We start from the raw sequence: 24,415 nt of genomic DNA, 5'->3' as shown, positions 1-24,415 counted from the left end.
TCACGGTCATCGGGGCGTCCGCGCCGAGTCCGCCTCGGACAGCCAGTCGACGATGCCGCCGACGGCCTGCCGGCAGCCACCGCAGCCGGTTCCGGCCCGGGTCGCGGTCGTCACCTCGTCGACCGTCCGGGCGCCGGCCTGCCAGCAGCGGACCAGGGTGCCCTTGTCGACGTCGTTGCACTGGCAGACGGTCGCCGTGTCCGGCATCAGCGCCGGGGAGGCGACGGGGGTGGCGGGAGCGCCGAGCGACCGGCCGAGCAGCAGTGCCCGCCGGTCGGTGGGGACCGGGGCGCCCCGGTCGAAGAGCTGCACCACCGTGCCGACCGACGGGTTGTCACCGAGCAGGATCGCCCCGGTGAGCCGGTCGTGGTGGATGCGCAGCCGGGCGTACGTGCCCCGGGCCGGGTCGCTGAAGGTCAGCTCCTCGCCGGGGCCACCGGCCGGGTCGCCCATCGAGGCCAGGTCGATCCCGGCGGCCTTGAGCCGGGTCACCACCGGCCGGGGCCGGTAGCGGGCGGCGGGGTCCTCCCCGGTGAGCAGCCGGGCCACCACCCGGGCCTGCGCCCAGGCGGGTGCGACCAGCCCGGCTGGGCCCTCGCCGGGTGGGCGGGCGCAGTCGCCGATCGCCGAGATCGCCTCGTCGCCGGTGCGCAGCCGGTCGTCGACCAGCACCCCCCGGTCGACGGTCAGCCCGGCGGCGGCGGCCAGGCCGGTGTCGGGGCGGACCCCGCAGGAGAGCACCAGCAGATCGGTGTGCAGGGCGGTGCCGTCGGCCAGGTCGAGCCGGACCCCGTCGGGGTCGGCGGCCAGCCCGGTCGCCGGGACGCCCAGCCGGGTGGCGACGCCGAGCCCGGCCAGCGTGCCGGCGAGCACCGCGCCGGCGGCCGGGTCGAGCTGCCGTTCCATCAGGTACGGGTGGGGGTGGACCACGGTCGTCGCGAGCCCCCGGGCGGCGAGGCCACGGGCCGCCTCCAGGCCGAGCAGCCCACCGCCGAGCACCAGCGCGGTGCGCGCCGACCGGGCGGTGGCGAGGATGCGACGGCAGTCGGCCAGGGTGCGGAAGACGGCCACCCGGGGCGGCAGGGCGGCCGGGTCGAGGCCGGCCAGCGGGGGCACCACCGCCCGGCTGCCGGTGGCGAGGACCAGGTGGTCGTAGTCGACGTCGCCGTCGGGGGTGCGCACCGTGCGGGCCGCCCGGTCGATCGCGGTGACCGCCGCGCCGGTCCGCACGTCGGTGCCCTGCCCGGCGACCTCGGCCAGCTCCACGTCGGGCTCGTCGACCTTGCCGGCGAGCAGCGTGGACAGCATGATCCGGTTGTACGCCCGGTGCGGCTCCGCCCCGAGCACGGTGACCTTGCGGTCCCCGTTGCGGGCGTGCAGTTCGGTGGCGAGCCGGGCGCCGGCCATGCCGTACCCGACGATCACGATGTGGCCGGTCATGCCCGCTCCACCCGGACCGCGCAGATCTTGAACTCGGGCATCCCGGAGACCGGGTCGAGGGCGTCGTTGGTGACCGAGTTGGCGCGGGCCGCCCCGGGCCAGTGGAACGGGGCGAAGACGGTGTCCGGCCGGATGGTCGGGCTGAGTCGGGCCGGCGCCCGCAGCTCACCCCGGCGGGAGGCGACCCGTACCTCGTCGCCGTCGCCGACCCCGAGCCGGGCGGCCAGGTCGGGGTGCAGTTCGACGAAGCCGTGCGGGGCGGCCCGGCGCAGCGCGTCGACCCGTCGGGTCTGGGTGCCGGACTGGTACTGGGCGAGCACCCGCCCGGTGGTGAAGTGCAGCGGATAGTCGGCGCAGACCGGCTCGGCCGCCGGCCGGTGCCGGACGGCGTGGAACCGGGCCCGGCCGGTCGGGGTGGGGAACGTGTCGGCGAAGAGCCGGGGGGAGTCCGGGCCGTCCGGGTCGGGGCACGGCCAGAAGACCCCGTCGGCGGATTCGATCCGTTCCCAGCTGACCCCGGCGTAGTCGGCGACGCCACCGGCGGAGGCCCGGCGCAGCTCGGCGAAGACGACCCTCGGGTCGGTGGGGAAGCGGTCCGCAGCCGGTTTCGCCGGGCCGGCCGGCACCGGGTCGTCGGGGGTGTCGAGGCGGGCCGCGAGGTCGGCGAGGACGGCCAGGTCGGTGCGGACGCCGGGAGGCGGTGGACGCAGCGCGCGGCGGCGCAGCACCCGACCCTCCAGATTGGTCATCGTGCCGTCCTCCTCGGCCCACTGGGCCACCGGGAGCACGACGTCGGCCAGTTCGGCCGTCTCGGAGCGCAGGAAGTCGGCCACCACCAGCAGGTCCAGCCCGCGCAGCCGGGATTCGACCCGGGCGGCGCGGGGGGCGGAGACCACCGGGTTGGAGCCGAAGACCAGCAGCGCGCGGGGGCCGTCGGGGGTGCCCAGCGCGTCGAGCAGCTGGTAGGCGGGCACCCCGGGACCGGGCAGGTCGGCCGGGTCGACGCCCCAGACCCCGGCGACGTGGGCGCGGGCGGCCGGATCGTCGATCTTGCGGTAGCCGGGGAGCTGGTCGGCCTTCTGGCCGTGCTCGCGTCCACCCTGGCCGTTGCCCTGGCCGGTGAGGCAGCCGTACCCGGAGTGCGGGCGGCCGGGCAGGCCGAGGGCGAGGGCGAGGTTGACGTAGGCGCTGACCGTGTCGACGCCCTTGGCGTGCTGTTCGGCGCCCCGGGCGGTGAGGATGATCGCCGAACCGGCGGTGCCGAGCGCGCGGGCGGTCGCCTCCAGGTCGGCCACCGGCACCCCGGAGAGCCGTTCCACCTCGGCCGGCCAGTACTCGGCGACGGTACGGCGTACCGCGTCGAAGCCCTCGGTGCGGGTGGCGACGTACTCCCGGTCGATCAGTCCCTCGGTGAGTGCGATGTGCAGCAGCGCGTTGGCGACCGCGAGGTCGGTGCCGGGCAGTGGTTGCAGGTGCAGGTCGGCCTGCCGGGCGGTGGCGGTGAACCGGGGGTCGACCACGATCAGCCGGCCGCCCCGGGCCCGCTGGTCGGTCAGGTGGCGCATCAGCGGCGGCATGGTCTCGGCCGGGTTCGCCCCGACCAGCAGCAGGGTGTCGGTGCGGCCCAGGTCGGTCAGCGGGAACGGCAGCCCCCGGTCGACGCCGAAGGCGCGCAGTCCGGCCGCCGCGGCCGAGGACATGCACCACCGGCCGTTGTAGTCGATGTGCCGGGTGCGCAGCGCCACCCGGGCGAACTTGCCGAGGGCGTACGCCTTCTCGTTGGTGAGCCCGCCGCCGCCGAAGACGGCGACCGCGTCCCGGCCGTGCGTCCGTTGGACGGCGCGCAGCCCGTCGACGATCCGCTCCAGCGCGGTCTCCCAGCTCGCCGGGCGCAGCGTGCCCGCCGGGTCGCGGACCAGCGGGGTGGTCAACCGGTCGGGGTGGTCGAGCAGGTCGGCGGCGGTCCAGCCCTTCTGGCACAGCCCGCCCCGGTTGGTGGGGAACTGTCGGGGCTGGACCTCGATCCGGCCGTCGTCGGCGTCCCGCAGGACCATGCCGCACTGGAGCGCGCAGTACGGGCAGTGCGTCTCCGCCTCCCGGGGTGGGGGCCCCGTTCGTGTCGCGGCGCGTGCACCGTCTGTCATGTCCGCAAAGCGTGCCGCCGGGCGGTTTCCGACTGGGGTCCCTTCTGTTTCGGTCCTGTCAAGAGCGGTTCACACCGCACGGGGGTACCGGACCGGACGGTAGGGTCTACAATCTGAGACAAGTTTCCTAATATATGAGAGAGGTGGATCGTGGACGTGACGGCGGCCTTCGATGCGGTGGCGGGCTCCTACGATCAGGCCCGCCGCCGGCTCGTCCCCTGTTTCGACGACTTCTACGGCACCGCCGTCGAGGTGGCCGCCCCACCGCTGCGGGCCGCGCTCGCCGCCGGCCGTACCCCCGAGGTGCTCGACCTGGGCGCCGGCACCGGGCTGCTCTCGCTGCTGCTCACCGCGGCGCTGCCCGGGGTGCGGGTGACCCTGGTCGACGGGGCCGCGCGGATGCTCGCGGTGGCCGCCGACGGGCTGACCGCCCGGGGGTGGCGCACCGCACCGTCGTGGCCGACCTGGCCGAGCCGCTGCCCGCCGGCCGGTACGACGCGGTGGTCTCCGCGCTGGCCGTGCACCACCTCGACGACGACGGCAAGCGGGCGCTCTACCGGCGGGCGGCCGACGCGCTCGTCCCCGGCGGGGTGTTCGTCAACGCCGAGCAGGTCGCCGGCCCCACCCCGACGCTGGACCGCCGGTACGACGACGTCTGGCTGGCGCACACCGCCGCGCGTGGCTCGGACGCCGACGAGATCGCCGCCGCCCGGGAGCGGATGCGGCACGACCGACCGGCGTCGGTCGCCGACCAGTGCCGGTGGCTGGCCGACGCCGGCCTGGTCGACGTGGACTGCTTCTACAAGGCGTGGCGGTTCGCCGTCTTCGGCGGGCACCGCCCGGCCTGACCCGGGCCACCCCGGCGGGGTCTGTCCCGTGGGCGGTCCACCGGTGCATGGGGATGACCAGCGGTCATACCAGGGGTAGGATCAGCGGCATGACTGCCAAGGTGACCCTCTCGTTCTCGGACGAGACGATCGAGGAGGCCCGCCGGTTCGCCAAGCGGGAAGGCCTGTCCCTCTCCGCCTGGATGGACCAGGCCGCCCGGGAGAAGGCCCTGCGGGAGGTGTTCACCGCGCACGCCGAGGCGGTCGGCCGGGCCGGGCTCGACCTGGAATCCGCGGCCCTCGCCGAGGCCCGCGAGGTGGGGATGGTCGCCGACGTGCTGTTCGGTCGTCGCCCACGTGCTGCGTAGGGGAGAGGTCTGGCGCATCGAGGGCGCCCGGGAACGGCTCGGCCTGGTGATCAGCTCCGACGTCTACAACTCCACCGACGTGCCGATCGTGATCGTCGCCGAGGTGGTCGAGACCGCGCTGCTGCGTGACTCCCCGCTCGCCGTGCCGATGGGCGACAACGTGGTCATGCCCGACCGGCTGTCCGCGCCGATGAAGAAGTGGTTCACCGAGTGCGTGGACGTCGCCGACACCGAGACCATGCAGCGGGTGAACCGCGCGTTGCGCATCCTCCAGGAGCTCTGACCACCTCACCGCAGGCCGCCGGGCGACGTGCGATTCCCGTTTCCGGAACGACCCAACCGGGCCACCACCGGGAAACCGGCTCTGCCTACCATCCTCCTCATATCGATGAGGAGGAATCGTCGTGAGCTCGCTCGCCAGCAGCAGCAACTCCGCCGTCGACCCGCCGGGCACCACCGACGCACCGCCGGAGGCCGACCCGTCGACCGCCGCCGACCCGCCGGCCGGCCGGAGCGCCGGACGCCGGCACCGGCTCGACGACTGGCGTCCCGAGGACCCCACCTTCTGGCGGACGACCGGAGCGCCCGTCGCCCGCCGTAACCTCTGGGTGTCGATCTTCGCCGAGCACGTCGGCTTCTCGGTGTGGAGCCTCTGGTCGGTCACCGTGCTCTTCCTCGGCCCGGCGTACGGCATCGACCCGGCCGGAAAGTTCCTGCTCACCGCCGTACCGGCCGCGCTGGGGGCGGTGCTGCGGCTGCCGTACACCCTGGCGGTGGCCCGCTTCGGCGGGCGGAACTGGACGATCGTCAGCGCGCTGCTGCTGCTCGTGCCGGCGGTGCCGATGACGGTGCTGCTGGAGCCGGGGGTGTCCTACACCACGCTGATGGTGCTGGCCTGCCTGACCGGGGTCGGCGGGGGCAACTTCGCCTCGTCGATGGCGAACATCAACCTGTTCTTCCCCGACCGGCTCAAGGGCCGTGCGCTCGGGCTCAACGCCGGCGGCGGCAACCTCGGCGTACCGGCGGTGCAACTGGTCGGGCTGGCGGTGCTGGCCACCGCCGGGGCCGCGTACCCCCGGCTGGTGCCGGCGGTCTACCTGCCGCTGATCGTGCTGGCCGCGCTCGCCGCCGCCCGCTGGCTGGACAACATCCCGGACGCCCACAACGAGCCGGGCGCGCTGCGCGAGGCCGCCCGCGACCGGCACACCTGGGTGATGTCCCTGCTCTACGTGGGCACCTTCGGCTCGTTCATCGGCTTCGGGTTCGCCTTCGGCCAGGTGCTCCAGCTCCAGTTCGCCGAGCGGTTCCCCACCCCGGTCGACGCGGCCTGGCTGACCTTCCTCGGACCGCTGATCGGTTCGCTGATCCGCCCGGTCGGCGGGCAACTCGCCGACCGGCTCGGCGGGGCCCGGGTGACCTTCTGGAACTTCGTCGCCATGGCCGTCGGCGCCAGCCTGGTGCTCTTCGCCGCCCGGGAGCGCTCGTTCCCGCTCTACCTGGCCGGGTTCCTGTCGCTGTTCGTCTTCTCCGGCATCGGCAACGGGTCGACGTACAAGATGATCCCGGCGATCTTCCGGGCCCGCGCGACGGCCGAGGCGGAGCTGACCGGCGACCCCGCCGCCGCGCAGCGCCGGGCCCGGCGGCTCTCCGGGGCCCTGATCGGCATCGCCGGGGCGGTCGGCGCCTCGGGCGGGGTGCTGGTGAACGTGGCCTTCCGGCAGTCCTTCCTCGCCTCCGGCAACGCCGACGCCGCCTATCTGGCCTTCATCGGGTGGTACGCGCTCTGCTTCCTGGTGACCTGGACGGTGTACCTGCGGCCCGGCCCGGGTAGGCTGACCGGGGTGTGACCCTGGTCATGCGAGAAAATCGCAGGCCACACCGGTCGACCCCCCGTTTTGACCAGCCGACGGGGCGGCGGGTATCGTTGCCTGCTGTTGTACGACATCCAGAGGCGTGCCGCTCAGGTACGCTTGGTCGTTCGTGCGCGCTGGTCCGGCCGGGAAGCCTCTGGTCACCTCGGCGCGCGACCCCAGACCGACGACGAGACAAGGTAGACCTGTGCGTACGTACAGCCCGAAGCCGGGTGAGATCGAGCGTCAGTGGCACGTTATCGACGCCTCTGATGTCGTGCTGGGCCGCCTGGCCACCCACGCCGCCACGCTGCTGCGCGGCAAGCACAAGCCGACTTTCGCGCCGCACGTCGACACGGGCGACTTCGTCGTCATCGTGAACGCGGGCAAGGTGGCGCTGACCGGCAACAAGCGGCAGACCAAGGTCGCCTACCGGCACTCCGGTTACCCGGGCGGCCTCAAGCAGGTCGGCTACGAGGAGCTGCTGACCAAGCGGCCCGAGCGGGCGATCGAGCTGGCCGTGAAGGGCATGCTCCCGCACAACAAGCTGGGCCGTCAGCTGATCAAGAAGCTGAAGGTCTACGCCGGTGCCGAGCACCCGCACCTGGCGCAGCAGCCGGTGCCGTTCGAGATCAAGCAGATCGCGCAGTGAGCGAGGGCGAAGGAAACAGCATGACCGACATCACCGAGACCGAGGTCGCCCCCGAGGCCACCGAGGCCCCCGCGCCCGTCGCCCGCGCGCCGCGTGGTGACCGCCCGATCCAGACCGTCGGCCGCCGCAAGGAGGCCATCGTCCGGGTCCGCATCGTCCCCGGCAGCGGCAAGATCACCTGTAACGGTCGTGACCTGGAGGCCTACTTCCCGAGCAAGGTGCACCAGCAGCTCATCAAGGACCCGCTGGTCACCGCCGAGAAGCCCGAGGCGTTCGACGTCATCGCCAACCTGCGGGGCGGCGGCACCACCGGCCAGGCCGGTGCGCTGCGGCTGGCCATCGCCCGCGCGCTGATCGTCAGCGAGCCGGACGACCGCCCGGCCCTGAAGAAGGCCGGCTTCCTCACCCGGGACGCCCGGGTCAAGGAGAGCAAGAAGTACGGTCTCAAGAAGGCCCGTAAGGCACCTCAGTACTCGAAGCGCTGATCACCGACAGCGCGTTGTACTTCTGACGGACGGCCGGGTCCGCCTCCCCTCGCGGGAGGTGGCCCGGCCGTTCCGCTTTCTCCACTCATCGCAGTCGCACCGGAGGTTGGCGGGTATGGGTCGGTTGTTCGGCACGGACGGCGTACGCGGGCGGGCGAACGTCGACCTCACCCCGGAACTGGCGCTCGCGGTGGCCGTGGCCGCCGCGCACACACTGGCCGAGTCGGACCGCAGCCACCCGCCACTGGCCGTCGTCGGCCGGGACACCCGGGCCAGCGGCGAGATGCTGGAGGCCGCCGTGGTCGCCGGCCTCACCAGCGCCGGGGCCAGCGTCGTCCGGGTCGGCGTGCTGCCCACCCCCGCCGTGGCGTTCCTGACCGCCGAGGCCAAGGCCGACCTGGGCGTGATGCTCTCCGCCTCGCACAACCCGATGCCGGACAACGGGATCAAGCTCTTCGCCGCCGGTGGGCACAAGCTGCCCGACGAGATCGAGCTGCGGATCGAGGCGGCCGTCGAGGCCAACGCCACCACCGCCTGGAACCGCCCCGTGGGTGCCGGCGTCGGCCGGGTGCACGACCTGCTCGACGGCGCCGACCACTACGTGCAGCACCTCGTCGGCACCGTGCCGCACCGCCTCGACGGGATCAAGGTGGTGGTCGACTGCGCCAACGGGGCCGCCGCCGAGGTCGCCCCGGTGGCCTACCGGGAGGCGGGCGCCGAGGTCATCGCGATCCACGCCGAGCCGGACGGCCTCAACATCAACGACGAGTGCGGCTCCAACCACCTCGACGGCCTGCGGGCCGCCGTGGTCGAGCACGGCGCGCACCTGGGCCTCGCCCACGACGGCGACGCCGACCGCTGCGTCGCGGTCAACGCCGACGGCGAGGAGGTCGACGGCGACGAGCTGATGGCGATCCTCGCGCTGGCCCTGCGCGACGCCGGCGAGCTGACCCGGGACACCCTGGTCGCCACCGTGATGAGCAACCTCGGCCTGCGGCTGGCCATGTCCGCGCAGGGCATCCGGCTGGTCGAGACCAAGGTCGGCGACCGGTACGTGCTGGAGGAGCTGCGCGCCTCCGGCCTCGCCCTCGGCGGCGAGCAGAGCGGCCACCTCGTCATGCCCGCGCACGCCACCACCGGCGACGGGGTGCTCACCGGTCTGCACCTGATGGCCCGGATGGCGGCCACCGGCCGGTCCCTGGCCGAGCTGGCCTCGGTGGTCACCAAGCTGCCGCAGGTGCTGATCAACGTGCCGGTCGGCGACCGTACCGTCGGTGCCGCCGCACCCGCCGTCAAGGCCGAGGTCGAACGGGCCGAGGCCGAGCTGGGGGAGACCGGTCGGGTGCTGCTGCGCCCGTCCGGCACCGAACCGCTGGTCCGGGTGATGGTCGAGGCCGGCACCGAGGAAGCCGCCCGGTCGGTGGCCGAGCGGATCGCCGAGCAGGTCCGCACCGCCAGCCCCGCCAGCTGACCGACCTCGGTCCGCCGCCCGCCGGCCGCCGCCGGTTTTCAGCGCGCGGCAGCCAGGGCGCGCAGTCGGCCGGCCGCCTCGGTCAGCACCTCCGGGCGCTTGCAGAAGGCGAACCGGACCAGCCGGCGGCCCGCCTCGGCGTCGTCGTAGAAGACCTGGGTGGGCACCGCCACCACGCCGCAGCGTTCCGGCAGGGAACGGCAGAACTCCAGCCCGTCCCGACCGCCGAGGCCGGTGATGTCGGCGGTGACGAAGTACGTCCCCTCCGGGGTGAGCACCGCGAACCCGGCGTCGGTCAGGCCACCGATCAGCAGGTCCCGCTGCCGTTGGAGGCTGTCGCGGAAGCCGGTGTAGTAGTCGTCGGGCAGGGCCAGCGCCACGGCCACCGCCGGTTGCAGCGGCGCGGCGTTGACGTAGGTGAGGAACTGCTTGACCCGCAGCACCGCCGAGACCAGCGGGGCGGGCCCACTGACCCAGCCCACCTTCCAGCCGGTGCAGGAGAAGGTCTTGCCGGCCGACGAGATGCGCAGGGTGCGTTCCCACATCCCCGGCAGGGTGGCCAGCGGCAGGTGCGTGGCGGCGGCGTCGGTGAAGACGAGGTGCTCGTACACCTCGTCGGTGACCGCGTACACGTCGTGTTCCCGGCAGAGGTCGGCGACCAGGGTCAGCTCCGGTGCGGTGAAGACCTTCCCGGTCGGGTTGTGCGGCGAGTTCAGCAGCACCAGCCGGGTACGCGGCCCGAACGCGGCCCGCAGCTCGTCCGGGTCGAAGGCGTACCGGCCGTCGTCGCCGGGGCGCAGCGTCACCGGCCGCCGTACCGCCCCGGCCAGGGCGACCGACGCCGCGTACGAGTCGTAGTACGGCTCGAAGCAGATCACCTCGTCGCCCGGCTCGCAGAGCGCGAGGATGCTGGCGGCGATCGCCTCGGTGGCCCCGGCGGTGACGATCACCTCGCCGTCCGGGTCGTACGTCAGGCCGTGGAAGCGGAGCTGGTGCTCGGCGACGGCCCGGCGCAGCACGGGCACCCCCGGGCCGGGCGGGTACTGGTTGTGCCCGGAGCGCAGCGCCTCGGCGGCGGCGGCCAGCATCTCCGGCGGCCCGTCGGTGTCCGGGAAGCCCTGGCCCAGGTTGACCGCACCGGTCCGGACGGCGAGCGCGGACATCTCGGCGAAGACGGTCGTCCCGAACGGACGCATCCGGGCCACCAGCGGGTCGACATCGGTAGGCGTCGTCACGCCCGTCAGCCTACGGCCCGCGACCGCTCCTGCCACCAGGGCTCGTCACGGCCTTTCCGCCCCTGATCCGGCGTCCGCCCCTGCTCGGGCTTGCCGCACCGAGCCGGCGTCTGCCCCTGATCCGGCTTCCGCCGCTAATCCGGCGTCGTCAGCGGATCGGGCGGGCGTGGCACTGCACCCGCCAGTCGTCCGGACCGGCCACGTCGGTGACCCGGGGCCGGTTGCCGACGGTGGTGGCGCACCGGAACCCGCCCGGGTTGCCGTCGGAGCGGGCGGCGCTGACCAGCACCCGGTTCGGATCGTCGGTACGCAGCTCCATCCGCCAGGGCAGCCGTACCTTCTCCTGCTGGATGAAGTAGCCGTCCCCGTCGTAGAACTGGAGGTCCACCGGGCCGGTGCCGGTCACCTCGTACGTCACCGGGTACCGGCCGGGGCCGTCGGCCGGCCGGGTGGCGGGCGCGGACGGTTGGAACGGCTGCGGCGGGCTCCAGCTCGGCTCCGGTTCGTCGTCGTAGTAGCCCCGGCCGTAGGGGTCCTCGGTCGCCGTGTCCGGCCCGGTCCCGCCCAGCAGGGCACCGCCCCCGCAGAAGCAGGCGCAGCCGACGAGGGCGAGCACCACGACTACGGCGACCACGATGCCCACCACCGCACCGGCGCCGGTGGAGGACCGTCCGCCCGGCGACGGGTACCCGGGGTGGGCGAACGGTGGCGGATAACCCGGCGGCGGCCAGCCGTGACCGGGTGGTCCCCCGGGCCAGCCGGCGGCGGGCGGCCCGGCGGGGGTTCCGGGCGGCCCGGCGGGCCAGACGGCACCGGGCGTACCGGGGGCCGGGCCGGGCCGGTCGTAACCGGGCCAGCCGTGGCCGGGCGGTGCTCCGGGTGCGCCGGCCCAGCCTCCGGGTGCCGCGCCGGGCCAGCCTCCCGGGACCGTGCCGGGCCAGCCGGCGGGCGGCGGACCCCCGGGGCTCCCGGCGGACCAGTCGCCGGGCGTGCCGGACGGATCGACGGGGCTGGCCGGCGGATCGGCCGGTGTGCCGGGGGAGACCGAGCCGGGGGAGTTCGAGCCGACCGGGTCGGGGGAAGCCGAGCCGTGCGGGTAGGGAGAAGTCGAGCCTGTCGGGCCGGGGTGGCCGGCACCGGAGGGGTCGGATGCCGATCCGTGGGCCCAGGGGCCGGGGGCCGCCCAGGGCTGCGGGACCGCGAGCGGGTCCGGCGGGGCCCATGCGGACGGGCCCGGGGTGCCGGTGGGCCAGGGGGCCGGGCTGCCGGAGGCCGGAGGCGTCGGATCGCCGACCGCAGGGGTGGGATCGCTGGCCGCGGGAGCGGGGTCGCCGGGTGGGGGCGCGGGGTCGCTGGGGGGTGGCGTGTCGGACATGGCTGCTCCGGGGACGGAAAGGGAGGAAAGGGGCGTGCGGGCCGTCCCAGGGACGTTCCAGGGTCGCCGAGAGACTGTCGTACCGGCGGGCCGGCCGCAACCCCGTACGGCCGGACGGGCGTGACGGTCGTCCGATTGCCGCCCGTCACCGCCCGATCGCTCAAATTCGGTGATCGTTTGCCCGGCTTCTGCGCACACGAGGTGAGCGAAACTGGGTTAGGCTGCGAACCATGTGTGGAATCGTGGGTTACGCCGGCGCGCGCCCGGCGCTCGGCATCGTGCTCGACGGATTGCGGCGGCTGGAATACCGGGGGTACGACTCGGCCGGGGTCGCGATCGTCTGCGACGACGAGCTGCTCACCGAGAAGAAGGCCGGCAAGCTGGCCAACCTGGAGAAGGTCCTCTCCGAGCGGGCCGCCACCAACCCCGACGACTGCGCCGCGAGCCCGGTCGGCATCGGTGACGGCACCACCGGCATCGGCCACACCCGGTGGGCCACCCACGGCGGCCCGACCGACCGCAACGCCCACCCGCACCTGGCCCCCGACGGCCGGGTCGCCGTGATCCACAACGGCATCATCGAGAACTTCGCCAAGCTCCGTGCCGAGCTGGAGGACGACGGCGTCCAGTTCACCAGCGACACCGACACCGAGTGCGCCGCCCACCTGCTCTCCCACGCGCTCGCCGAGCTGCGGGCGGCCGGTGGCACCGACGGCCCGCAGCTGCTCGCCGCCGCGATGCGGGTGGTGTGCCGCCGGTTGGAGGGCGCGTTCACCCTGCTCGCCGTCGACGCGGCCATCCCGGGTGCGGTGGTCGGCGCCCGGCGTAACTCGCCGCTGGTGGTCGGCCGGGGCGACGGGGAGAACTACCTGGCCAGTGACGTGGCGGCGTTCATCGAGCACACCCGCGAGGCGGTCGAGCTGGGGCAGGACCAGATCGTCCTGATCACCGCCGACAGCATCGAGATCACCGACTTCGACGGCCAGCCGGCCACCGGCAAGGACTTCCACATCGACTGGGACTCCTCGGCCGCCGAGAAGGGCGGTTACGACTGGTTCATGCTCAAGGAGATCGAGGAGCAGCCGCAGGCCATCGCGGACACCCTGCTGGGCCGGCTCACCGAGACCGGGGAGATCGCCCTCGACGAGGTCCGCCTCAGCGACCAGGACCTGCGCGACGTCGACAAGATCTTCATCGTGGCCTGCGGCACCGCGTACCACTCGGGCATGGTCGCCAAGTACGCCATCGAGCACTGGACCCGCATCCCCTGCGAGGTGGAACTGGCCAGCGAGTTCCGCTACCGCGACCCGGTGCTCGACCGGTCCACCCTGATCGTGGTGATCTCGCAGTCCGGCGAGACGATGGACACCCTGATGGCGTTGCGGCACGCCAGGGAGCAGAAGGCCCGGGTGCTGGCCATCTGCAACACCAACGGCTCCACCATTCCGCGCGAGTCCGACGCGGTGCTCTACACCCACGGCGGCCCGGAGATCGCCGTCGCCTCGACCAAGGCGTTCCTCACCCAACTGGTCGCCTGCTACCTGATCGGCCTGCACCTGGCCCAGGTACGCGGGATCAAGTTCGCCGACGAGGTCGGCGCGGTGGTGGCCCAGCTCCAGGAGATGCCGGGCAAGCTGCGGGAGCTGCTGGGCCGGATCGAGCCGGTGCGGGAACTGGCCCGGGAGCTGAAGTCGGAGCCGACGGTGCTGTTCATCGGCCGGCACGTCGGCTACCCGGTGGCCCTGGAGGGTGCCCTCAAGCTCAAGGAGTTGGCGTACATGCACGCCGAGGGGTTCGCCGCCGGTGAGCTGAAGCACGGGCCGATCGCCCTGATCGACAAGGGCACCCCGGTGATCTGCGTGGTGCCGTCGCCGGTCGGCCGGGGGATGCTGCACGACAAGGTCGTCTCCAACATCCAGGAGGTCCGGGCCCGGGGCGCCCGGACCATCGTGATCGCCGAGGAGGGCGACGAGGCGGTGGTCCGCTACGCCGACCACCTGATCTACGTGCCGCGTACGCCGACCCTGCTCGCGCCGCTGGTCACCACCGTGCCGTTGCAGGTGTTCGCGGCCGAGATCGCCGCCGCCCGGGGGCACGACGTGGACCAGCCGCGCAACCTGGCGAAGTCGGTCACCGTGGAGTAGGACATCGCTCACCGGCCGAGCACGATCCGGGCCATCCCGTCCAGAGCGGGGTTGTCGGGCTCCCAGTAGCCGGTGTGGCCGCCCCGCCCGCTGGGGAAGGTCCGGCCGCCGAAACCCGGATCGCTCGGGTCGTGCCCGAACCACAGTCGGTGGTCGTCCGGGCGGAACAGCGAGGCGGCGCTGGCCAGCGGCGAGGTGGCCAGCACCGCCCGACCGGCCAGCTCCCGGGGCGGCTCGACCAGCCGGATCACGTCGTCGCCGGCGGTGCTCGACCAGACCTGCCCCGGTGGCAGGCCGAGCGCTCCGGCCCGGTCGACCCCCACCCCCGGTGACCCGACGAAGGCCAACGCGTCGGCGGCCAACCCGTGGTCGCGGGCGGCGCTGCCCACCGCCAGCGAGCCGTAGCTGTGCCCCAGCACGGTCTGCCGGGCCGGCGGCCCGTCGTGGGTGGCGCGCAGCCCCTCCTGGAAGCGGTGCAGGTCGGGCCCGGCGTCCCGGGCCTGGGCGGGTGAGGACGCCTCGGGCAGGAAGTCGGGGGCGTCGTAGTCCAGCCAGAGCACCGCCGCCGTCTCCTCGCCGGGGGCGAGAGCGGTGCACCGGTCCTGCACCCGGGCGGCCCGGCCCAGCTCACCGGGGACGTCGGCGAGGTCGCTGGTCATCCCCGGCACGTAGGTCAGCACCCGGCGGGCCCGGTCCGGGTTGCCCAGCGCGACGATCGCCCGGCCGTCGCCGCGCGGGTCGAGCCCGAGCAGGTACGGCCGGGGTCCCGTCGTCGCGGCGAGCCGCCCGGCGAGCCCGTCCAGGGCGGCCAGCGCCCGGTCGATCCGGCGCAGCCCGGAGCGCCCACCCGACCCGCTGGCCGACAACGCCCGGCGTTCGGCCAGCAGGGCCTCCCGGTGCCCGGCCAGCAGCAGCCGGTTCGCCTGGTCCCGGGCCGCCGCCGGCACCCCGTCACGCGGGCCGGTCCGGGCCGGTTCGTGCAGCACCAGCCAGCGCCGTTGGGCCGGGGTGAGGCCGTCCCACCAGGCGCGGACCGCCGCCGGGGTGGCATCGTCGGCCGGCCGGCCCGGTGGTGGCCGTTCCACCCAGCCGGTGCGGGCCGCCCCGGTCAACTCGGCCAGCCGGCCGGCGGCCTCCCGGTCGGCCCCGTCGGCCAGCGCCAGCGCCTCCCGCAGCGCCGCCGCCACCTGGGCCACCGCCGCCGGCGACCCCACCCCGCCGCCGTTCCCGGCCCCGCCACCACCGGGCCCACCTCCGGTCGCGCCGGCACCGGCGCGGGGACCGGGGGAGTGGGCCGCGTCGGCACCGCCCGCCGGGGCGGGGCGGGCACCCATCCCGGCCGGCAGCACACCCGACTCGGGGCCGCGCCAGGTCGGGGGGACCGCCCGCAGCCCACCGTGCCGGTCGACCGCCACACCGGTACGGTCGGCCAGCGCAACCGCCTCGGCGAGCCGGGCCTTGGCCACCCGCAGCCGACCGGCGAACTCGGCGAGCACCTGATCGGTCTCGACCAGCGCCGGCAGGATGGTGCCCAGCTCCGCGCGCAGCCCGTCGAGCCGGCCACCGGCCCTGGTGGCCGCCCCGCCCGACCAGCCCGCCTGCAGCGTCGTCGCCCGCTCGGCCAGCCCGGACCGCCGGCGCGTGACCGGCGCGTCCAGCCCCCGCCAGGCCACCCCAGCCGCCGCCCAGTCGCCGGGGGAGGCGGCCCAGAGCTGGGCGTACCCGATCATCGGGGTCGACCGGCCAGCCGCCCGGCGGCCCGGTCGTCGGCCGCCGCGTACGCCTCGGCGGCGGCCCGCAGCGCGGTACCGGTCTCGGCGACCCGTACGCCGAGCACCCCGTGCCAGGCGTGCACCGCCGACTCCAGCCCGGCCAGTGCGGCCCCGGCCCGCCAACCCGGCGCGGACAGCACCAGCCCGGGGTGACCCGCCAGCCCCCGGGCCAGCGCGTACGCCTCGTCGGCCAGCCCGCCGGCCGCCGCCCGCAGCACCGGCAGGTCGACCCGCACCGGCTCGTCCGTCATGTCCGCCTCCCGCCCCTCGCCCGGCCCGCCGCCGTGACCGTGCCGCCGACGCTAGGTGGCCGGGCGGTGCTCCGGCGGGCCCTGTGGACGACGGGCGGCGGTCGTACCCCCGGGTTGTCCACAGGTCTTGCCGGCCGCGACGCCGGTGGCTAATCTGCCGCCCCCACCGCCGGTAGGGTGATCTCGACCACGGCGGACGCGCCCGACCGGGACGGCCGGTCGGCGGCGAAGACGGGGGTGGCATGAGATCGGTGTGGCGGGTGTCGGACGTACGCGCGGCGGAGGCCGGCCTGATGGCCACCGTGCCCCCCGGGACGCTCATGCAGCGGGCGGCGGCCGGGCTGGCCCGGCGGTGCGCCCTGCTGCTCGCCGAGCGGGGCGGGGTGTACGGCGCACGGGTGCTGCTGCTGGTCGGCACCGGCGACAACGGCGGCGACGCGTTGTACGCGGGCGAGCGGCTGGCCCGCCGGGGCGCACAGGTCGCCGTGCTGCCGACCGCCCCCGGGCGGGCGCACGCCGACGGGCTGGCGGCGCTGCGGGCCGCCGGGGGACGGCTGGTCGACGCTCCGCCCGCCACGGTCGACCTGGTGCTCGACGGGATCGTCGGGATCGGGGGCACCGGCGGGTTGCGGGACGCCGCCGACGAACTGGTCGCCGGCCTGCCCGCCCTGCGGGGCCGCGACGGGGGCCGGGCCACCGTCGTCGCGGTGGACGTGCCCAGCGGGGTGGCGGTGGACACCGGGGACGTGCCGACGGACGGGTCGGGCCGGCCCCGCGCCGTGCGGGCCGACGTGACGGTGGCGTTCGGCGCGCTCAAGCCGGCCCTGGTGGTCGGCCCGGCGGCCCCGCTGGCCGGGCAGGTCGAACTGGTCGACATCGGGCTCGGACCGTGGCTGCGCGGCACCCCCGTGCTGCGGGTCACCGAATGGTCGGACGTGTGCGACTGGTGGCCCCGTACCGGCGCGTCCTCGGAGAAGTACCGCCGGGGCGTGGTCGGGGTGGCCACCGGGTCGCGGACCTACCCGGGGGCGGCGGTGCTCTCGGTGGGTGGCGCGCTGGCCGGCCCCACCGGGCTGGTCCGGTACGCCGGTGGCGCCCGCGACGAGGTGGTCCGGCAGCATCCGTCGGTGATCGCCACCGACCGGGTCGCCGGGGCGGGCCGGGTGCAGGCCTGGGTCTGCGGCTCCGGCCTGGGCACCGACGAGCAGGCCGGCGCGGAACTGCGGGCGGTGCTGGCCGCGCCGGTGCCGGTGGTGCTCGACGCGGACGCGTTGACCCTGCTGGTGGACGGCTCGCTCGCCGGTCGGCTGCGGGACCGGGACGCCCCGATCGTGGTCACCCCGCACGACCGGGAGTTCACCCGGCTGTGCGGCGAGGAACCGGGGGCCGACCGGGTCGCCGCCGCGCTGCGGCTGGCCGCCTGGATGAACGCGACGGTGCTGCTCAAGGGGGACCGCACGGTGGTCGGCACGCCGGACGGCCGGGCGTACGTCAACCCGACCGGCAGTCCCGCGCTGGCCACCGGGGGCACCGGGGACGTGCTGGCCGGGCTGCTCGGTTCGCTGCTCGCCGCCGGACTGGCCCCGGAACGGGCGGCGGCCGGCGCGGCGTACCTGCACGGGCTGGCCGGGCGGGAGGCGGCCCGGGGCGGCCCGGTGACCGCGCCGGACGTGGTGACCGCGTTACGCCCGGTGGTGGCTCCGTTGCTCTGACCGGGGCCGTCCGGGTCGGCGTCCACCGACCCGGTGATCACCGACGCCAGTAGGCTGGGCGTATGTGGCAGGCCGAGGTACGTGTCGATCTGGACGCGATCCGTCAGAACGTGGCCCGGCTCCGGTCGGGCACCAGCGCCGAGTTGATGGCGGTGGTGAAGGCCGACGGGTACGGCCACGGCATGGTCCCGTCGGCGCGGGCCGCGCTCGACGCGGGGGCGGACTGGCTGGGGGTGTGCACCCTCGACGAGGCGTTGACGCTGCGCCGGGCCGGGATCACCGTGCCGGTGCTGGCGTGGCTGCTCGACCCGGGGCTGCCCCTGCACGAGGGGGTGGCGGCCGGGGTGGACCTGGCCGCCGCGAGCCTGTCCCAGCTCGACGAGATGGTCGCGGCGGGGCGGGCCGCCGACCGGCCGGCCCGGCTGCACCTCAAGATCGACACCGGGTTGTCCCGGGGCGGCGCGACCGTCGCCGACTGGCCGACCCTGCTGGAGGCCGCCGCGAAGGCCCAGGCCGACGGCCTGGTCGAGGTGGTCGGCGTGTGGAGCCACTTCGTGTACGCGGACTCGCCCGGCCACCCCACCACCGACCGGCAGTTGGCCGTCTTCCACGAGGGGCTGGCCATGGTCGAACGGGCCGGGCTGCGCCCGCGTTACCGGCACCTGGCCAACTCGGCGGCCACCCTGACCCGCCCCGACACCCATTTCGACCTGGTCCGGCCCGGGATCGCCGTCTACGGGCTGTCGCCGATCGCCGGGCAGCAGTTCGGGCTGCGCCGGGCGATGACCGCGCGGGCCCGGGTGATGCTCGCCAAGCGGGTCCCCGCCGGCACCGGAGTGTCGTACGGGCACACCTACACCACCGCCGGGGCGGCGAACCTGGCCGTGGTGCCGCTGGGCTACGCCGACGGGGTGCCCCGGCACGCCTCCAACGTGGGGCCGGTGCAGCTGGGCGGGAAGCGGCGGACCATCTCCGGCCGGGTCTGCATGGACCAGTTCGTGCTCGACTGCGGCGAGGACGAGGTGGCCGCCGGTGACGTGGCGACCCTGTTCGGCAGCGGCGACGACGGGATGCCCACCGCCGACGACTGGGCCGAGGCGGTCGGCACGATCAACTACGAGATCGTCACCCGGTTCGGCGGGGTCCGGGTGCCCCGGGTCTACGACGGGGCGCGCCCGTGAGCGCGGTCAGCCGGTTCCGGGTGCCCCGGCCGAGGACCGCCGCCGGGCGGGTCGCCGGTGTGGTCGGGGCCGCGGTGGGGGTGGCCGCCGCCGGGCTGGCCGCCGGGGTGGCCACCGAACGGGCCCTGGTCCGCCGGCTCAAGGCCGACCCCGCCGACCCGTACGCCGGGGAGGACTTCGGCGAGCAGCGTTACGACGAGGCGTACCGGCTGGAGTTGCCGGACGGCACCGACATCCACGTCGAGGTGGTCGAGCCGACCCGGCCGGTGCCGGGGCGTCCGACGGTGGTGCTGGTGCACGGCTTCTGCCTGGACATGGGGACGTTCCACTTCCAGCGCAAGCTGCTCGCCGAACGCGGCGACTACCGGATCGTCGCCTACGACCAGCCGGGGCACGGCCGGTCGGGACGGCTGGAGACCGGCGAGTACGACCTCGCCGCGCTCGGGCACACCCTGCGCCGGGTGATCGACGCGACCGCCCCGGAGGGGCCGTTGGTGCTGGTCGGGCACTCGATGGGCGGGATGACCATCATGGCGTTCGCCGAGGCGTACCCGGAGTTGTTCGGTGACCGGGTGGTCGGCACGGTGCTGATGGCCACGTCGGGCGGGTTGCTGGCCGAGACGAAGCTGGTCGCGCCGGCCCTGCTCGGCCGGGTCGGCTCGCCGGTGCTGTTCATGATGAGCAACGCCACCCGGTACGGCGGGCTCGTGATCGACCGGGCCCGCAGGTCCACGTCCAACGTGGCCTGGCTGCTGACCCGCCGGTACGGCTTCGGCACCCCGAAACCGAGCCCGGCCCTGGTGTCGTACGTGGAACGGATGAACTCCCGGACGTCGGCCGACACGGTGACCCGCTACCTGCGGACCCTGGCCACCCACTCGCGGTTCCCGGCGCTGGCCGCGTTGAGCGGCACACCGGTGCTGGTGGTGGTGGGCGACAAGGACATGATCACGCCGGTGGTCCACTCGGACGAGATCGTCCGTCGGCTGCCGCACGCCGAATACCTCAAGATCCAGGACAGTGGGCACGTGGTGATGCTGGAACACGCCGACGAGGTCAACGCCGCGTTGGAACGCTTCCTGGAGGCGTTGTGACCGTGCGCGTCACGTTGCCCACGGTCGAGGACACGCACGCCTTCGGCCGCCGGCTCGCCGGGGTGCTGCGCGCCGGTGACCTGCTGCTGCTCACCGGCCCGCTGGGGGCCGGCAAGACCGCCCTCACCCGGGGCCTCGGCGCCGGCCTGGGGGTACGCGGCGACATCACCTCGCCGACCTTCGTGATCGCCCGGGTGCACCGGCCCGACCCGGCGCGCGGCGGCACGGTGGCCCTGGTGCACGCCGACGCTTACCGGCTGGGTGACGCCGCCGACCCGCGCGCCGAGATCGACGACCTGGACCTGGACGCCTCGGTGGACGACTCGGTGACCGTGGTCGAGTGGGGCGAGGGGCTGGTCGAGCAGCTCGTCGACGCCCACCTGCGGGTACGCATCGACCGGCGCGACGACGACACCCGGCTGGTCGAGTTGGACCCGGTGGGCGGGGACTGGGCGCGACGCCTGACCGCCCTGCGCTGAGGCTTGTCGTACCCGCTGCCTAGAGTGCCGGGGACTTCGTTTGTGAAAGGTTGCCGATGCCCGACGACACCCCCACCCTCGACCTGCTGGCGCTGCTGCCGGAGGCGTGGCGTGCCGTGCTCACCCCGCACCTGGACCCGGCCCGGACGGCGGCGCTGGCCGATTTCGTCGCCCGCGAGTACGCCACCCAGACCGTCTTCCCGCCGCAGGAGGACCTCTTCTCCGCCTACCGGCTGTGCGGCCCGGAGCAGTGCCGGGTGCTGATCCTCGGCCAGGACCCGTACCACAAGGCGGGGCAGGCGCACGGGCTGAGCTTCAGCGTGCGCGAGGGGGTGTCGGTGCCGCCCTCGCTGCGCAACGTCTTCAAGGAGTTGAGCGAGGACCTCGGGGTGCCCAAGCCGCGCAGCGGCAACCTGGACGGCTGGGCGGCGCAGGGCGTGCTGCTGCTCAACGCGGTGCTCACCGTCCGGCAGGCCAGCCCCGGTTCGCACGGCAACAAGGGGTGGGAGGAGTTCACCGACGCGACCATCCGCGCCCTGGACGCCCGGGACGAGCCGGTGGTCTTCCTGCTCTGGGGCGGCTACGCCCGCAAGAAGGCGGCCCTGGTCACCAACCCCCGGCACGTGGTGCTGGAGGCCGGCCACCCGAGCCCGATGAACCCGCGTGGGTTCCTCGGCAGCCGCCCGTTCAGCGCCACCAACAAGGCCCTCGCCGACGCCGGCCTGCCCCCGATCGACTGGGAGCGCTCGTCCGGCTGACCCGGCGGGCACCCTCTGCACCGTGCGGGCGTCGCCACCACCGCGCGCCGCCGGCTGACGTCGGCGGCGCGCGGTGGTGGCGTTCGGCGGCAGTCCGTGGTGGTGCGCCGCATCGCGGCGTGGTGGGGCGGGCGCTCACCGCCCGGTCCGAGCGGCCGGGTCGACGTCCGGGGCACGGCCGTCGGCCGCGCGTTGCCGGTGCCGGCGCAGCAGCGCGGCGGCCCGCGGGTCGGTCAGCCCCACGGCGGGCGGAGTCGCGCCACCGGACGGCGATCTCGACCGCGTCGAGCGGTACGGGCGCACCCTGGAGCAGCGCGGCGGTGCCGCCGGTCAGCAGGTGGGGCAGCTCGCCCAACCGGTCGAGCAGCCGGTCCAGCCCCAACTCGTCGATCCGGTCGGCGGTCGACCGCCCGGCCAGCTTGTCCATCTCGGCGTCGAGGTGGCTGTCGAGCTGCTCGGTGGTGACGGCGAGTTGCCGGCCGAGGGCGGCGAAGAGGCGCTCGACCAGGTCGAGGCTCGGCACCCGCCCACCACGCTCGACGCGGGCCACCGCGCTCTGACTCGTCCCCGCCCGATCCGCCAGTTGCTGCTGGGTGAGCCGCTGGGCACCACGTTCCCGGCGCAGCAGCGCGGCGATCTCCGTAGCGAGTCGACCACTCTCCGACATCCCCGCATGATGATGTGCCGACGGCGAGCGGTATGCCTGTCGGTCATATTTATGACCCACAGGAATACTGCTCTACGTGGGATACCACACCCCACCCCGGCCGGCTCCCCACCCGGCTGTCCGATGGGCCGGGACCGGGGTCAGGGCGAGGATCCGCGGCGATGACCGACGGCCGGACCCGAAACCCGGGGGGCGAGGGCGAAGGGCCGGGATGCGAGGGCGAAAGGCGAGGGGCCGAGAGGACGGGCGGGGTGTGGCCGGGTGGCGCGGGCCGACGGCTAGGCTGGCTTACCGTGCTCGTACTGGTGGTGGACTCCTCGACCCCCGCGGTCACCGCGGCGCTGGCCGAGGTCACGACGGACGGCGTCGCGCTGCGGGCGCACCGGTGCACGGTCGACGCCCGGGCCCACGGTGAACTGCTCGCCCCGCAGGTCGAGGCGGTACTCGCCGACGTCGACGCCCGGCCGGCCGACCTCGGCGCGATCGTCGCCGGGCTCGGCCCCGGCCCCTTCACCGGGCTGCGGGTCGGGCTGGTCACCGCCGCCACCATGGGCCAGGTGCTCGGCATTCCCACGTACGGCGTCTGCTCGCTCGACGGCATCGGCCACCCCGGCCCGGCCCCGGCCGGCACCGCGACGGCGGGGGAGCGGCGGGTGCTGGTCGCCGCCGACGCCCGACGCAAAGAGGTCTACTGGGCGGTCTACGACGGCGGTGGCCGGCGGATCGTCGGGCCGGAGGTGGACGCCCCGGCGGTCGCCGCCGCTCGCGCCCGGGAGTTGGCCGTCACCGAGGCGGTCGGGGACGGTGCCCACCGGTACGCCGACGTGCTCGGCCTACCGCTGCGCGCCGAACCCCGCTACCCGGACGCCGCCACACTGGTCGCCCTGGCCGCCGCCCGGGTCCGGGCGGGCGCCCCCGGCGAGACGCTCACCCCGCTGTACCTGCGGCGGCCGGACGCGGTCGCGGCGACCAGCCGCAAGCCGGTGCTGCCGTGACCGTACGGGTGGAGCGGTTCCGCTGGTGGCACATCGCCGAGGTGCTGCCGATCGAGGCGGACCTGTTCGGTGCCGAACAGTGGTCGCCGGCGATGTTCTGGAACGAGCTGGCCAGCGGGCACCACTACCGGGTCGCCCTGGACACCGACGGGTCGCTGCTGGGCTACGCGGGCCTGGCGGTCGATCCGGGCGGCGAGTCGTGGGTGCAGAACATCGCGGTCCGCCGGGACGCCCAGCGGCGCGGGATCGGCCGGGCGCTGCTGGAGGACCTGCTCGCGGAGACCGCCCGGCGCGGGGTCGGCAGCGTCCTGCTGGAGGTTGCCGTCGACAACGCCCCCGCCCAGCGGCTCTACGCGGGGTACGGCTTCGAGCCGATCGGCGTACGGCGGGGCTACTACCAACCGAGCAACACCGACGCGCTGGTCATGCGGCGCGACGCGGAACCGGGCGCGGACGGGACGGACCATGGCTGACGAACCGCTGATCCTCGGGATCGAGACCTCCTGCGACGAGACCGGTGTCGGCATCGTGCGCGGGCACACCCTGCTCGCCGACGCGCTGGCCTCCAGCGTGGACGAGCACGCCCGGTTCGGCGGGGTGGTGCCCGAGGTGGCCAGCCGGGCGCACCTGGAGGCCATCGTGCCGACCATGGACCGGGCGCTGCGCGCGGCGGGGGTGACGCTCGCCGACATCGACGCGATCGCGGTCACCTCCGGTCCCGGCCTGGCCGGGGCCCTGCTGGTCGGGGTCGCCGCCGCGAAGGGTTACGCACTGGCCGCCGAGAAGCCGGTGTACGGGGTGAACCACCTGGCCGCCCACGTCGCGGTGGACACCCTGGAACACGGTCCGCTGCCCGCGCCGGCGATCGCCATGCTGGTCTCCGGTGGACACTCCTCGTTGCTGCGCGTCGACGACCTGGCCCGGGGGGTGACCCCGCTGGGCGCGACCATCGACGACGCGGCCGGTGAGGCGTTCGACAAGGTGGCCCGGCTGCTCGGCCTGCCGTTCCCGGGTGGCCCGTACATCGACCGGGAGGCGCGGGCCGGTGATCCGGCGTCGATCGCCTTCCCGCGTGGCCTGACCGCCGCCAAGGATCTCGTCGCCCACCGCTACGACTTCTCCTTCTCCGGGCTGAAGACGGCGGTGGCCCGCTGGGTGGAGGGGCGGCGGCGGGCCGGCGAGCCGGTGCCGGTGGCCGACGTGGCGGCCGCCTTCCAGGAGGCGGTCTGCGACGTGCTCACCGGCAAGGCGTTGGCCGCCTGCCGGGAACACGGGATCGACACCCTGGTCATCGGCGGGGGAGTGGCGGCGAACTCGCGGCTGCGGGCGATGGCCGAGCAGCGGGCGCAGCGGTACGGCATCCGGGTCCGGACGCCCCGGCCGGGACTGTGCACCGACAACGGCGCGATGGTCGCCGCGCTCGGGGCGCACCTGGTGGCCGCCGGGGTACGCCCGAGCCGGCTGGACCTCCCCGCCGACTCGGCGTTGCCACTGACCACGGTCAGCGTGTGAGGG

Annotated in this window: 23 protein-coding genes and 1 pseudogene; 17 read left to right on the top strand and 7 right to left on the bottom strand. The window is 75.0% G+C overall.

Annotated elements, in window-relative coordinates:
* Nucleotides 1-6 precede the first annotated feature (6 nt).
* The gene (locus FJK98_RS28595; protein ID WP_145921724.1) at nucleotides 7-1,440 is read right to left on the bottom strand and encodes an FAD-dependent oxidoreductase; all 1,434 of its coding nucleotides are present in this window, start codon (nucleotides 1,438-1,440) and stop codon (nucleotides 7-9) included.
* Nucleotides 1,437-3,584 carry a molybdopterin oxidoreductase family protein gene (locus FJK98_RS28590; protein WP_145921723.1) on the bottom strand — a complete coding sequence of 716 codons (2,148 nt, stop codon included), beginning with the start codon at nucleotides 3,582-3,584 and terminating at the stop codon, nucleotides 1,437-1,439. The genes FJK98_RS28595 and FJK98_RS28590 overlap by 4 nt, the downstream gene beginning before the upstream one ends.
* A gap of 150 nt (nucleotides 3,585-3,734) precedes the next feature.
* Here FJK98_RS28590 and FJK98_RS34890 point away from each other — a divergent pair.
* From FJK98_RS34890 to glmM, 8 genes and pseudogenes are all read left to right on the top strand, one after another.
* Nucleotides 3,735-3,962, top strand: a pseudogene (locus FJK98_RS34890) (SAM-dependent methyltransferase); the annotation flags it as partial.
* 59 nt (nucleotides 3,963-4,021) lie between these two features.
* Nucleotides 4,022-4,432 (top strand): trans-aconitate 2-methyltransferase, encoded by a 411-nt coding sequence (locus FJK98_RS34410; protein ID WP_240762402.1) that lies wholly within the window; start codon nucleotides 4,022-4,024, stop codon nucleotides 4,430-4,432.
* A gap of 89 nt (nucleotides 4,433-4,521) precedes the next feature.
* Nucleotides 4,522-4,779 (top strand): DUF6364 family protein, encoded by a 258-nt coding sequence (locus tag FJK98_RS28580; protein ID WP_145921722.1) that lies wholly within the window; start codon nucleotides 4,522-4,524, stop codon nucleotides 4,777-4,779.
* Nucleotides 4,769-5,062, top strand: coding sequence for a type II toxin-antitoxin system PemK/MazF family toxin (locus FJK98_RS28575; protein WP_145921721.1), 294 nt, complete (start codon nucleotides 4,769-4,771; stop codon nucleotides 5,060-5,062). Before FJK98_RS28580 ends, FJK98_RS28575 begins: the two co-directional genes overlap by 11 nt.
* Before the next feature lie 121 nt (nucleotides 5,063-5,183).
* Nucleotides 5,184-6,626 (top strand): nitrate/nitrite transporter, encoded by a 1,443-nt coding sequence (locus FJK98_RS28570; protein ID WP_240762401.1) that lies wholly within the window; start codon nucleotides 5,184-5,186, stop codon nucleotides 6,624-6,626.
* A 211-nt stretch (nucleotides 6,627-6,837) separates the two neighbouring features.
* Nucleotides 6,838-7,281, top strand: coding sequence for a 50S ribosomal protein L13 (rplM, locus tag FJK98_RS28565; RefSeq protein ID WP_088647410.1), 444 nt, complete (start codon nucleotides 6,838-6,840; stop codon nucleotides 7,279-7,281).
* Nucleotides 7,282-7,301: 20 nt separating this feature from the next.
* A complete protein-coding gene (rpsI, locus tag FJK98_RS28560) occupies nucleotides 7,302-7,766 on the top strand; it encodes a 30S ribosomal protein S9 (RefSeq protein WP_088647409.1) in 465 nt (154 codons plus the stop codon).
* Nucleotides 7,767-7,881: 115 nt separating this feature from the next.
* Nucleotides 7,882-9,237, top strand: coding sequence for a phosphoglucosamine mutase (gene glmM / locus FJK98_RS28555; protein ID WP_145921720.1), 1,356 nt, complete (start codon nucleotides 7,882-7,884; stop codon nucleotides 9,235-9,237).
* A 38-nt stretch (nucleotides 9,238-9,275) separates the two neighbouring features.
* On the opposite strand, the gene FJK98_RS28550 is transcribed toward glmM, so the two are convergent.
* Nucleotides 9,276-10,433, bottom strand: coding sequence for a pyridoxal phosphate-dependent aminotransferase (locus tag FJK98_RS28550; RefSeq protein ID WP_240763078.1), 1,158 nt, complete (start codon nucleotides 10,431-10,433; stop codon nucleotides 9,276-9,278).
* Between the two features lie 187 nt (nucleotides 10,434-10,620).
* Complete coding sequence (locus FJK98_RS28545; RefSeq protein WP_145921718.1) at nucleotides 10,621-11,106, bottom strand: hypothetical protein; 486 nt, start codon at nucleotides 11,104-11,106, stop codon at nucleotides 10,621-10,623.
* A 971-nt stretch (nucleotides 11,107-12,077) separates the two neighbouring features.
* Between FJK98_RS28545 and glmS the strand changes: the two genes are divergently transcribed.
* Entirely contained in the window at nucleotides 12,078-13,991 is a 1,914-nt protein-coding gene (glmS, locus tag FJK98_RS28540; RefSeq protein ID WP_145921717.1) for a glutamine--fructose-6-phosphate transaminase (isomerizing), read from the top strand.
* Between the two features lie 8 nt (nucleotides 13,992-13,999).
* On the opposite strand, the gene FJK98_RS28535 is transcribed toward glmS, so the two are convergent.
* Together FJK98_RS28535 and FJK98_RS28530 are read right to left on the bottom strand one after the other, a co-directional pair.
* Entirely contained in the window at nucleotides 14,000-15,721 is a 1,722-nt protein-coding gene (locus FJK98_RS28535) for an alpha/beta hydrolase (RefSeq protein ID WP_145921716.1), read from the bottom strand.
* Nucleotides 15,718-16,014: a hypothetical protein gene (locus tag FJK98_RS28530; protein WP_145921715.1), complete on the bottom strand. Its 297-nt coding sequence runs from the start codon at nucleotides 16,012-16,014 to the stop codon at nucleotides 15,718-15,720. Before FJK98_RS28530 ends, FJK98_RS28535 begins: the two co-directional genes overlap by 4 nt.
* A 242-nt stretch (nucleotides 16,015-16,256) precedes the next feature.
* Here FJK98_RS28530 and FJK98_RS28525 point away from each other — a divergent pair, with 242 nt between their 5' ends.
* The 5 genes from FJK98_RS28525 (at nucleotide 16,257) to ung (ending at nucleotide 21,238) form a co-directional block, all read left to right on the top strand.
* On the top strand, nucleotides 16,257-17,726 hold the full coding sequence (locus FJK98_RS28525; protein WP_145921714.1) for an NAD(P)H-hydrate dehydratase: 1,470 nt from the start codon (nucleotides 16,257-16,259) through the stop codon (nucleotides 17,724-17,726).
* Nucleotides 17,727-17,788: 62 nt separating this feature from the next.
* Complete coding sequence (gene alr / locus FJK98_RS28520) at nucleotides 17,789-18,907, top strand: alanine racemase (protein WP_145921713.1); 1,119 nt, start codon at nucleotides 17,789-17,791, stop codon at nucleotides 18,905-18,907.
* Complete coding sequence (locus FJK98_RS28515; protein ID WP_145921712.1) at nucleotides 18,904-20,001, top strand: alpha/beta fold hydrolase; 1,098 nt, start codon at nucleotides 18,904-18,906, stop codon at nucleotides 19,999-20,001. The genes alr and FJK98_RS28515 overlap by 4 nt, the downstream gene beginning before the upstream one ends.
* Entirely contained in the window at nucleotides 19,998-20,480 is a 483-nt protein-coding gene (gene tsaE / locus FJK98_RS28510) for a tRNA (adenosine(37)-N6)-threonylcarbamoyltransferase complex ATPase subunit type 1 TsaE (protein ID WP_145921711.1), read from the top strand. The genes FJK98_RS28515 and tsaE overlap by 4 nt, the downstream gene beginning before the upstream one ends.
* A gap of 56 nt (nucleotides 20,481-20,536) precedes the next feature.
* A complete protein-coding gene (gene ung, locus FJK98_RS28505; RefSeq protein ID WP_145921710.1) occupies nucleotides 20,537-21,238 on the top strand; it encodes a uracil-DNA glycosylase in 702 nt (233 codons plus the stop codon).
* On the opposite strand, the gene FJK98_RS28500 is transcribed toward ung, so the two are convergent.
* Nucleotides 21,168-21,905, bottom strand: coding sequence for a helix-turn-helix domain-containing protein (locus FJK98_RS28500; RefSeq protein WP_145921709.1), 738 nt, complete (start codon nucleotides 21,903-21,905; stop codon nucleotides 21,168-21,170). The genes ung and FJK98_RS28500 overlap by 71 nt on opposite strands.
* A gap of 293 nt (nucleotides 21,906-22,198) precedes the next feature.
* On the opposite strand from FJK98_RS28500, the gene tsaB reads away from it, so the two are divergent.
* The 3 genes from tsaB to tsaD are packed head-to-tail and all read left to right on the top strand — an operon-like array spanning nucleotide 22,199 to nucleotide 24,412.
* Nucleotides 22,199-22,900 carry a tRNA (adenosine(37)-N6)-threonylcarbamoyltransferase complex dimerization subunit type 1 TsaB gene (tsaB, locus tag FJK98_RS28495; RefSeq protein WP_145921708.1) on the top strand — a complete coding sequence of 234 codons (702 nt, stop codon included), beginning with the start codon at nucleotides 22,199-22,201 and terminating at the stop codon, nucleotides 22,898-22,900.
* Nucleotides 22,897-23,373: a ribosomal protein S18-alanine N-acetyltransferase gene (gene rimI / locus FJK98_RS28490; RefSeq protein ID WP_145921707.1), complete on the top strand. Its 477-nt coding sequence runs from the start codon at nucleotides 22,897-22,899 to the stop codon at nucleotides 23,371-23,373. Before tsaB ends, rimI begins: the two co-directional genes overlap by 4 nt.
* Nucleotides 23,366-24,412: a tRNA (adenosine(37)-N6)-threonylcarbamoyltransferase complex transferase subunit TsaD gene (gene tsaD, locus FJK98_RS28485; RefSeq protein ID WP_145921706.1), complete on the top strand. Its 1,047-nt coding sequence runs from the start codon at nucleotides 23,366-23,368 to the stop codon at nucleotides 24,410-24,412. The genes rimI and tsaD overlap by 8 nt, the downstream gene beginning before the upstream one ends.
* Nucleotides 24,413-24,415: the final 3 nt, after the last annotated feature.

It is taken from the genome of Micromonospora sp. HM134 (genome assembly GCF_007833915.1).
Classification (GTDB): Bacteria; Actinomycetota; Actinomycetes; order Mycobacteriales; family Micromonosporaceae; genus Micromonospora; species Micromonospora wenchangensis.
The sequence above is the reverse complement of the archived record's forward strand: the minus strand, read 5'-3'. Positions and strand labels throughout refer to the sequence as shown.

What these genes read in the sequence shown, in the direction of transcription:
- FJK98_RS28595 (WP_145921724.1), bottom strand. Translation starts at nt 1,440, where the DNA reads ATGACCGGCCACATCGTGATCGTCGGGTACGGCATGGCCGGCGCCCGG.
- FJK98_RS28590 (WP_145921723.1), bottom strand. Translation starts at nt 3,584, where the DNA reads ATGACAGACGGTGCACGCGCCGCGACACGAACGGGGCCCCCACCCCGG.
- FJK98_RS28580 (WP_145921722.1), top strand. Translation starts at nt 4,522, where the DNA reads ATGACTGCCAAGGTGACCCTCTCGTTCTCGGACGAGACGATCGAGGAG.
- rpsI (WP_088647409.1), top strand. Translation starts at nt 7,302, where the DNA reads ATGACCGACATCACCGAGACCGAGGTCGCCCCCGAGGCCACCGAGGCC.
- glmM (WP_145921720.1), top strand. Translation starts at nt 7,882, where the DNA reads ATGGGTCGGTTGTTCGGCACGGACGGCGTACGCGGGCGGGCGAACGTC.
- FJK98_RS28550 (WP_240763078.1), bottom strand. Translation starts at nt 10,433, where the DNA reads ATGCGTCCGTTCGGGACGACCGTCTTCGCCGAGATGTCCGCGCTCGCC.
- glmS (WP_145921717.1), top strand. Translation starts at nt 12,078, where the DNA reads ATGTGTGGAATCGTGGGTTACGCCGGCGCGCGCCCGGCGCTCGGCATC.
- FJK98_RS28535 (WP_145921716.1), bottom strand. Translation starts at nt 15,721, where the DNA reads ATGATCGGGTACGCCCAGCTCTGGGCCGCCTCCCCCGGCGACTGGGCG.
- FJK98_RS28530 (WP_145921715.1), bottom strand. Translation starts at nt 16,014, where the DNA reads ATGACGGACGAGCCGGTGCGGGTCGACCTGCCGGTGCTGCGGGCGGCG.
- FJK98_RS28525 (WP_145921714.1), top strand. Translation starts at nt 16,257, where the DNA reads ATGAGATCGGTGTGGCGGGTGTCGGACGTACGCGCGGCGGAGGCCGGC.
- alr (WP_145921713.1), top strand. Translation starts at nt 17,789, where the DNA reads ATGTGGCAGGCCGAGGTACGTGTCGATCTGGACGCGATCCGTCAGAAC.
- ung (WP_145921710.1), top strand. Translation starts at nt 20,537, where the DNA reads ATGCCCGACGACACCCCCACCCTCGACCTGCTGGCGCTGCTGCCGGAG.
- FJK98_RS28500 (WP_145921709.1), bottom strand. Translation starts at nt 21,905, where the DNA reads ATGTCGGAGAGTGGTCGACTCGCTACGGAGATCGCCGCGCTGCTGCGC.
- tsaD (WP_145921706.1), top strand. Translation starts at nt 23,366, where the DNA reads ATGGCTGACGAACCGCTGATCCTCGGGATCGAGACCTCCTGCGACGAG.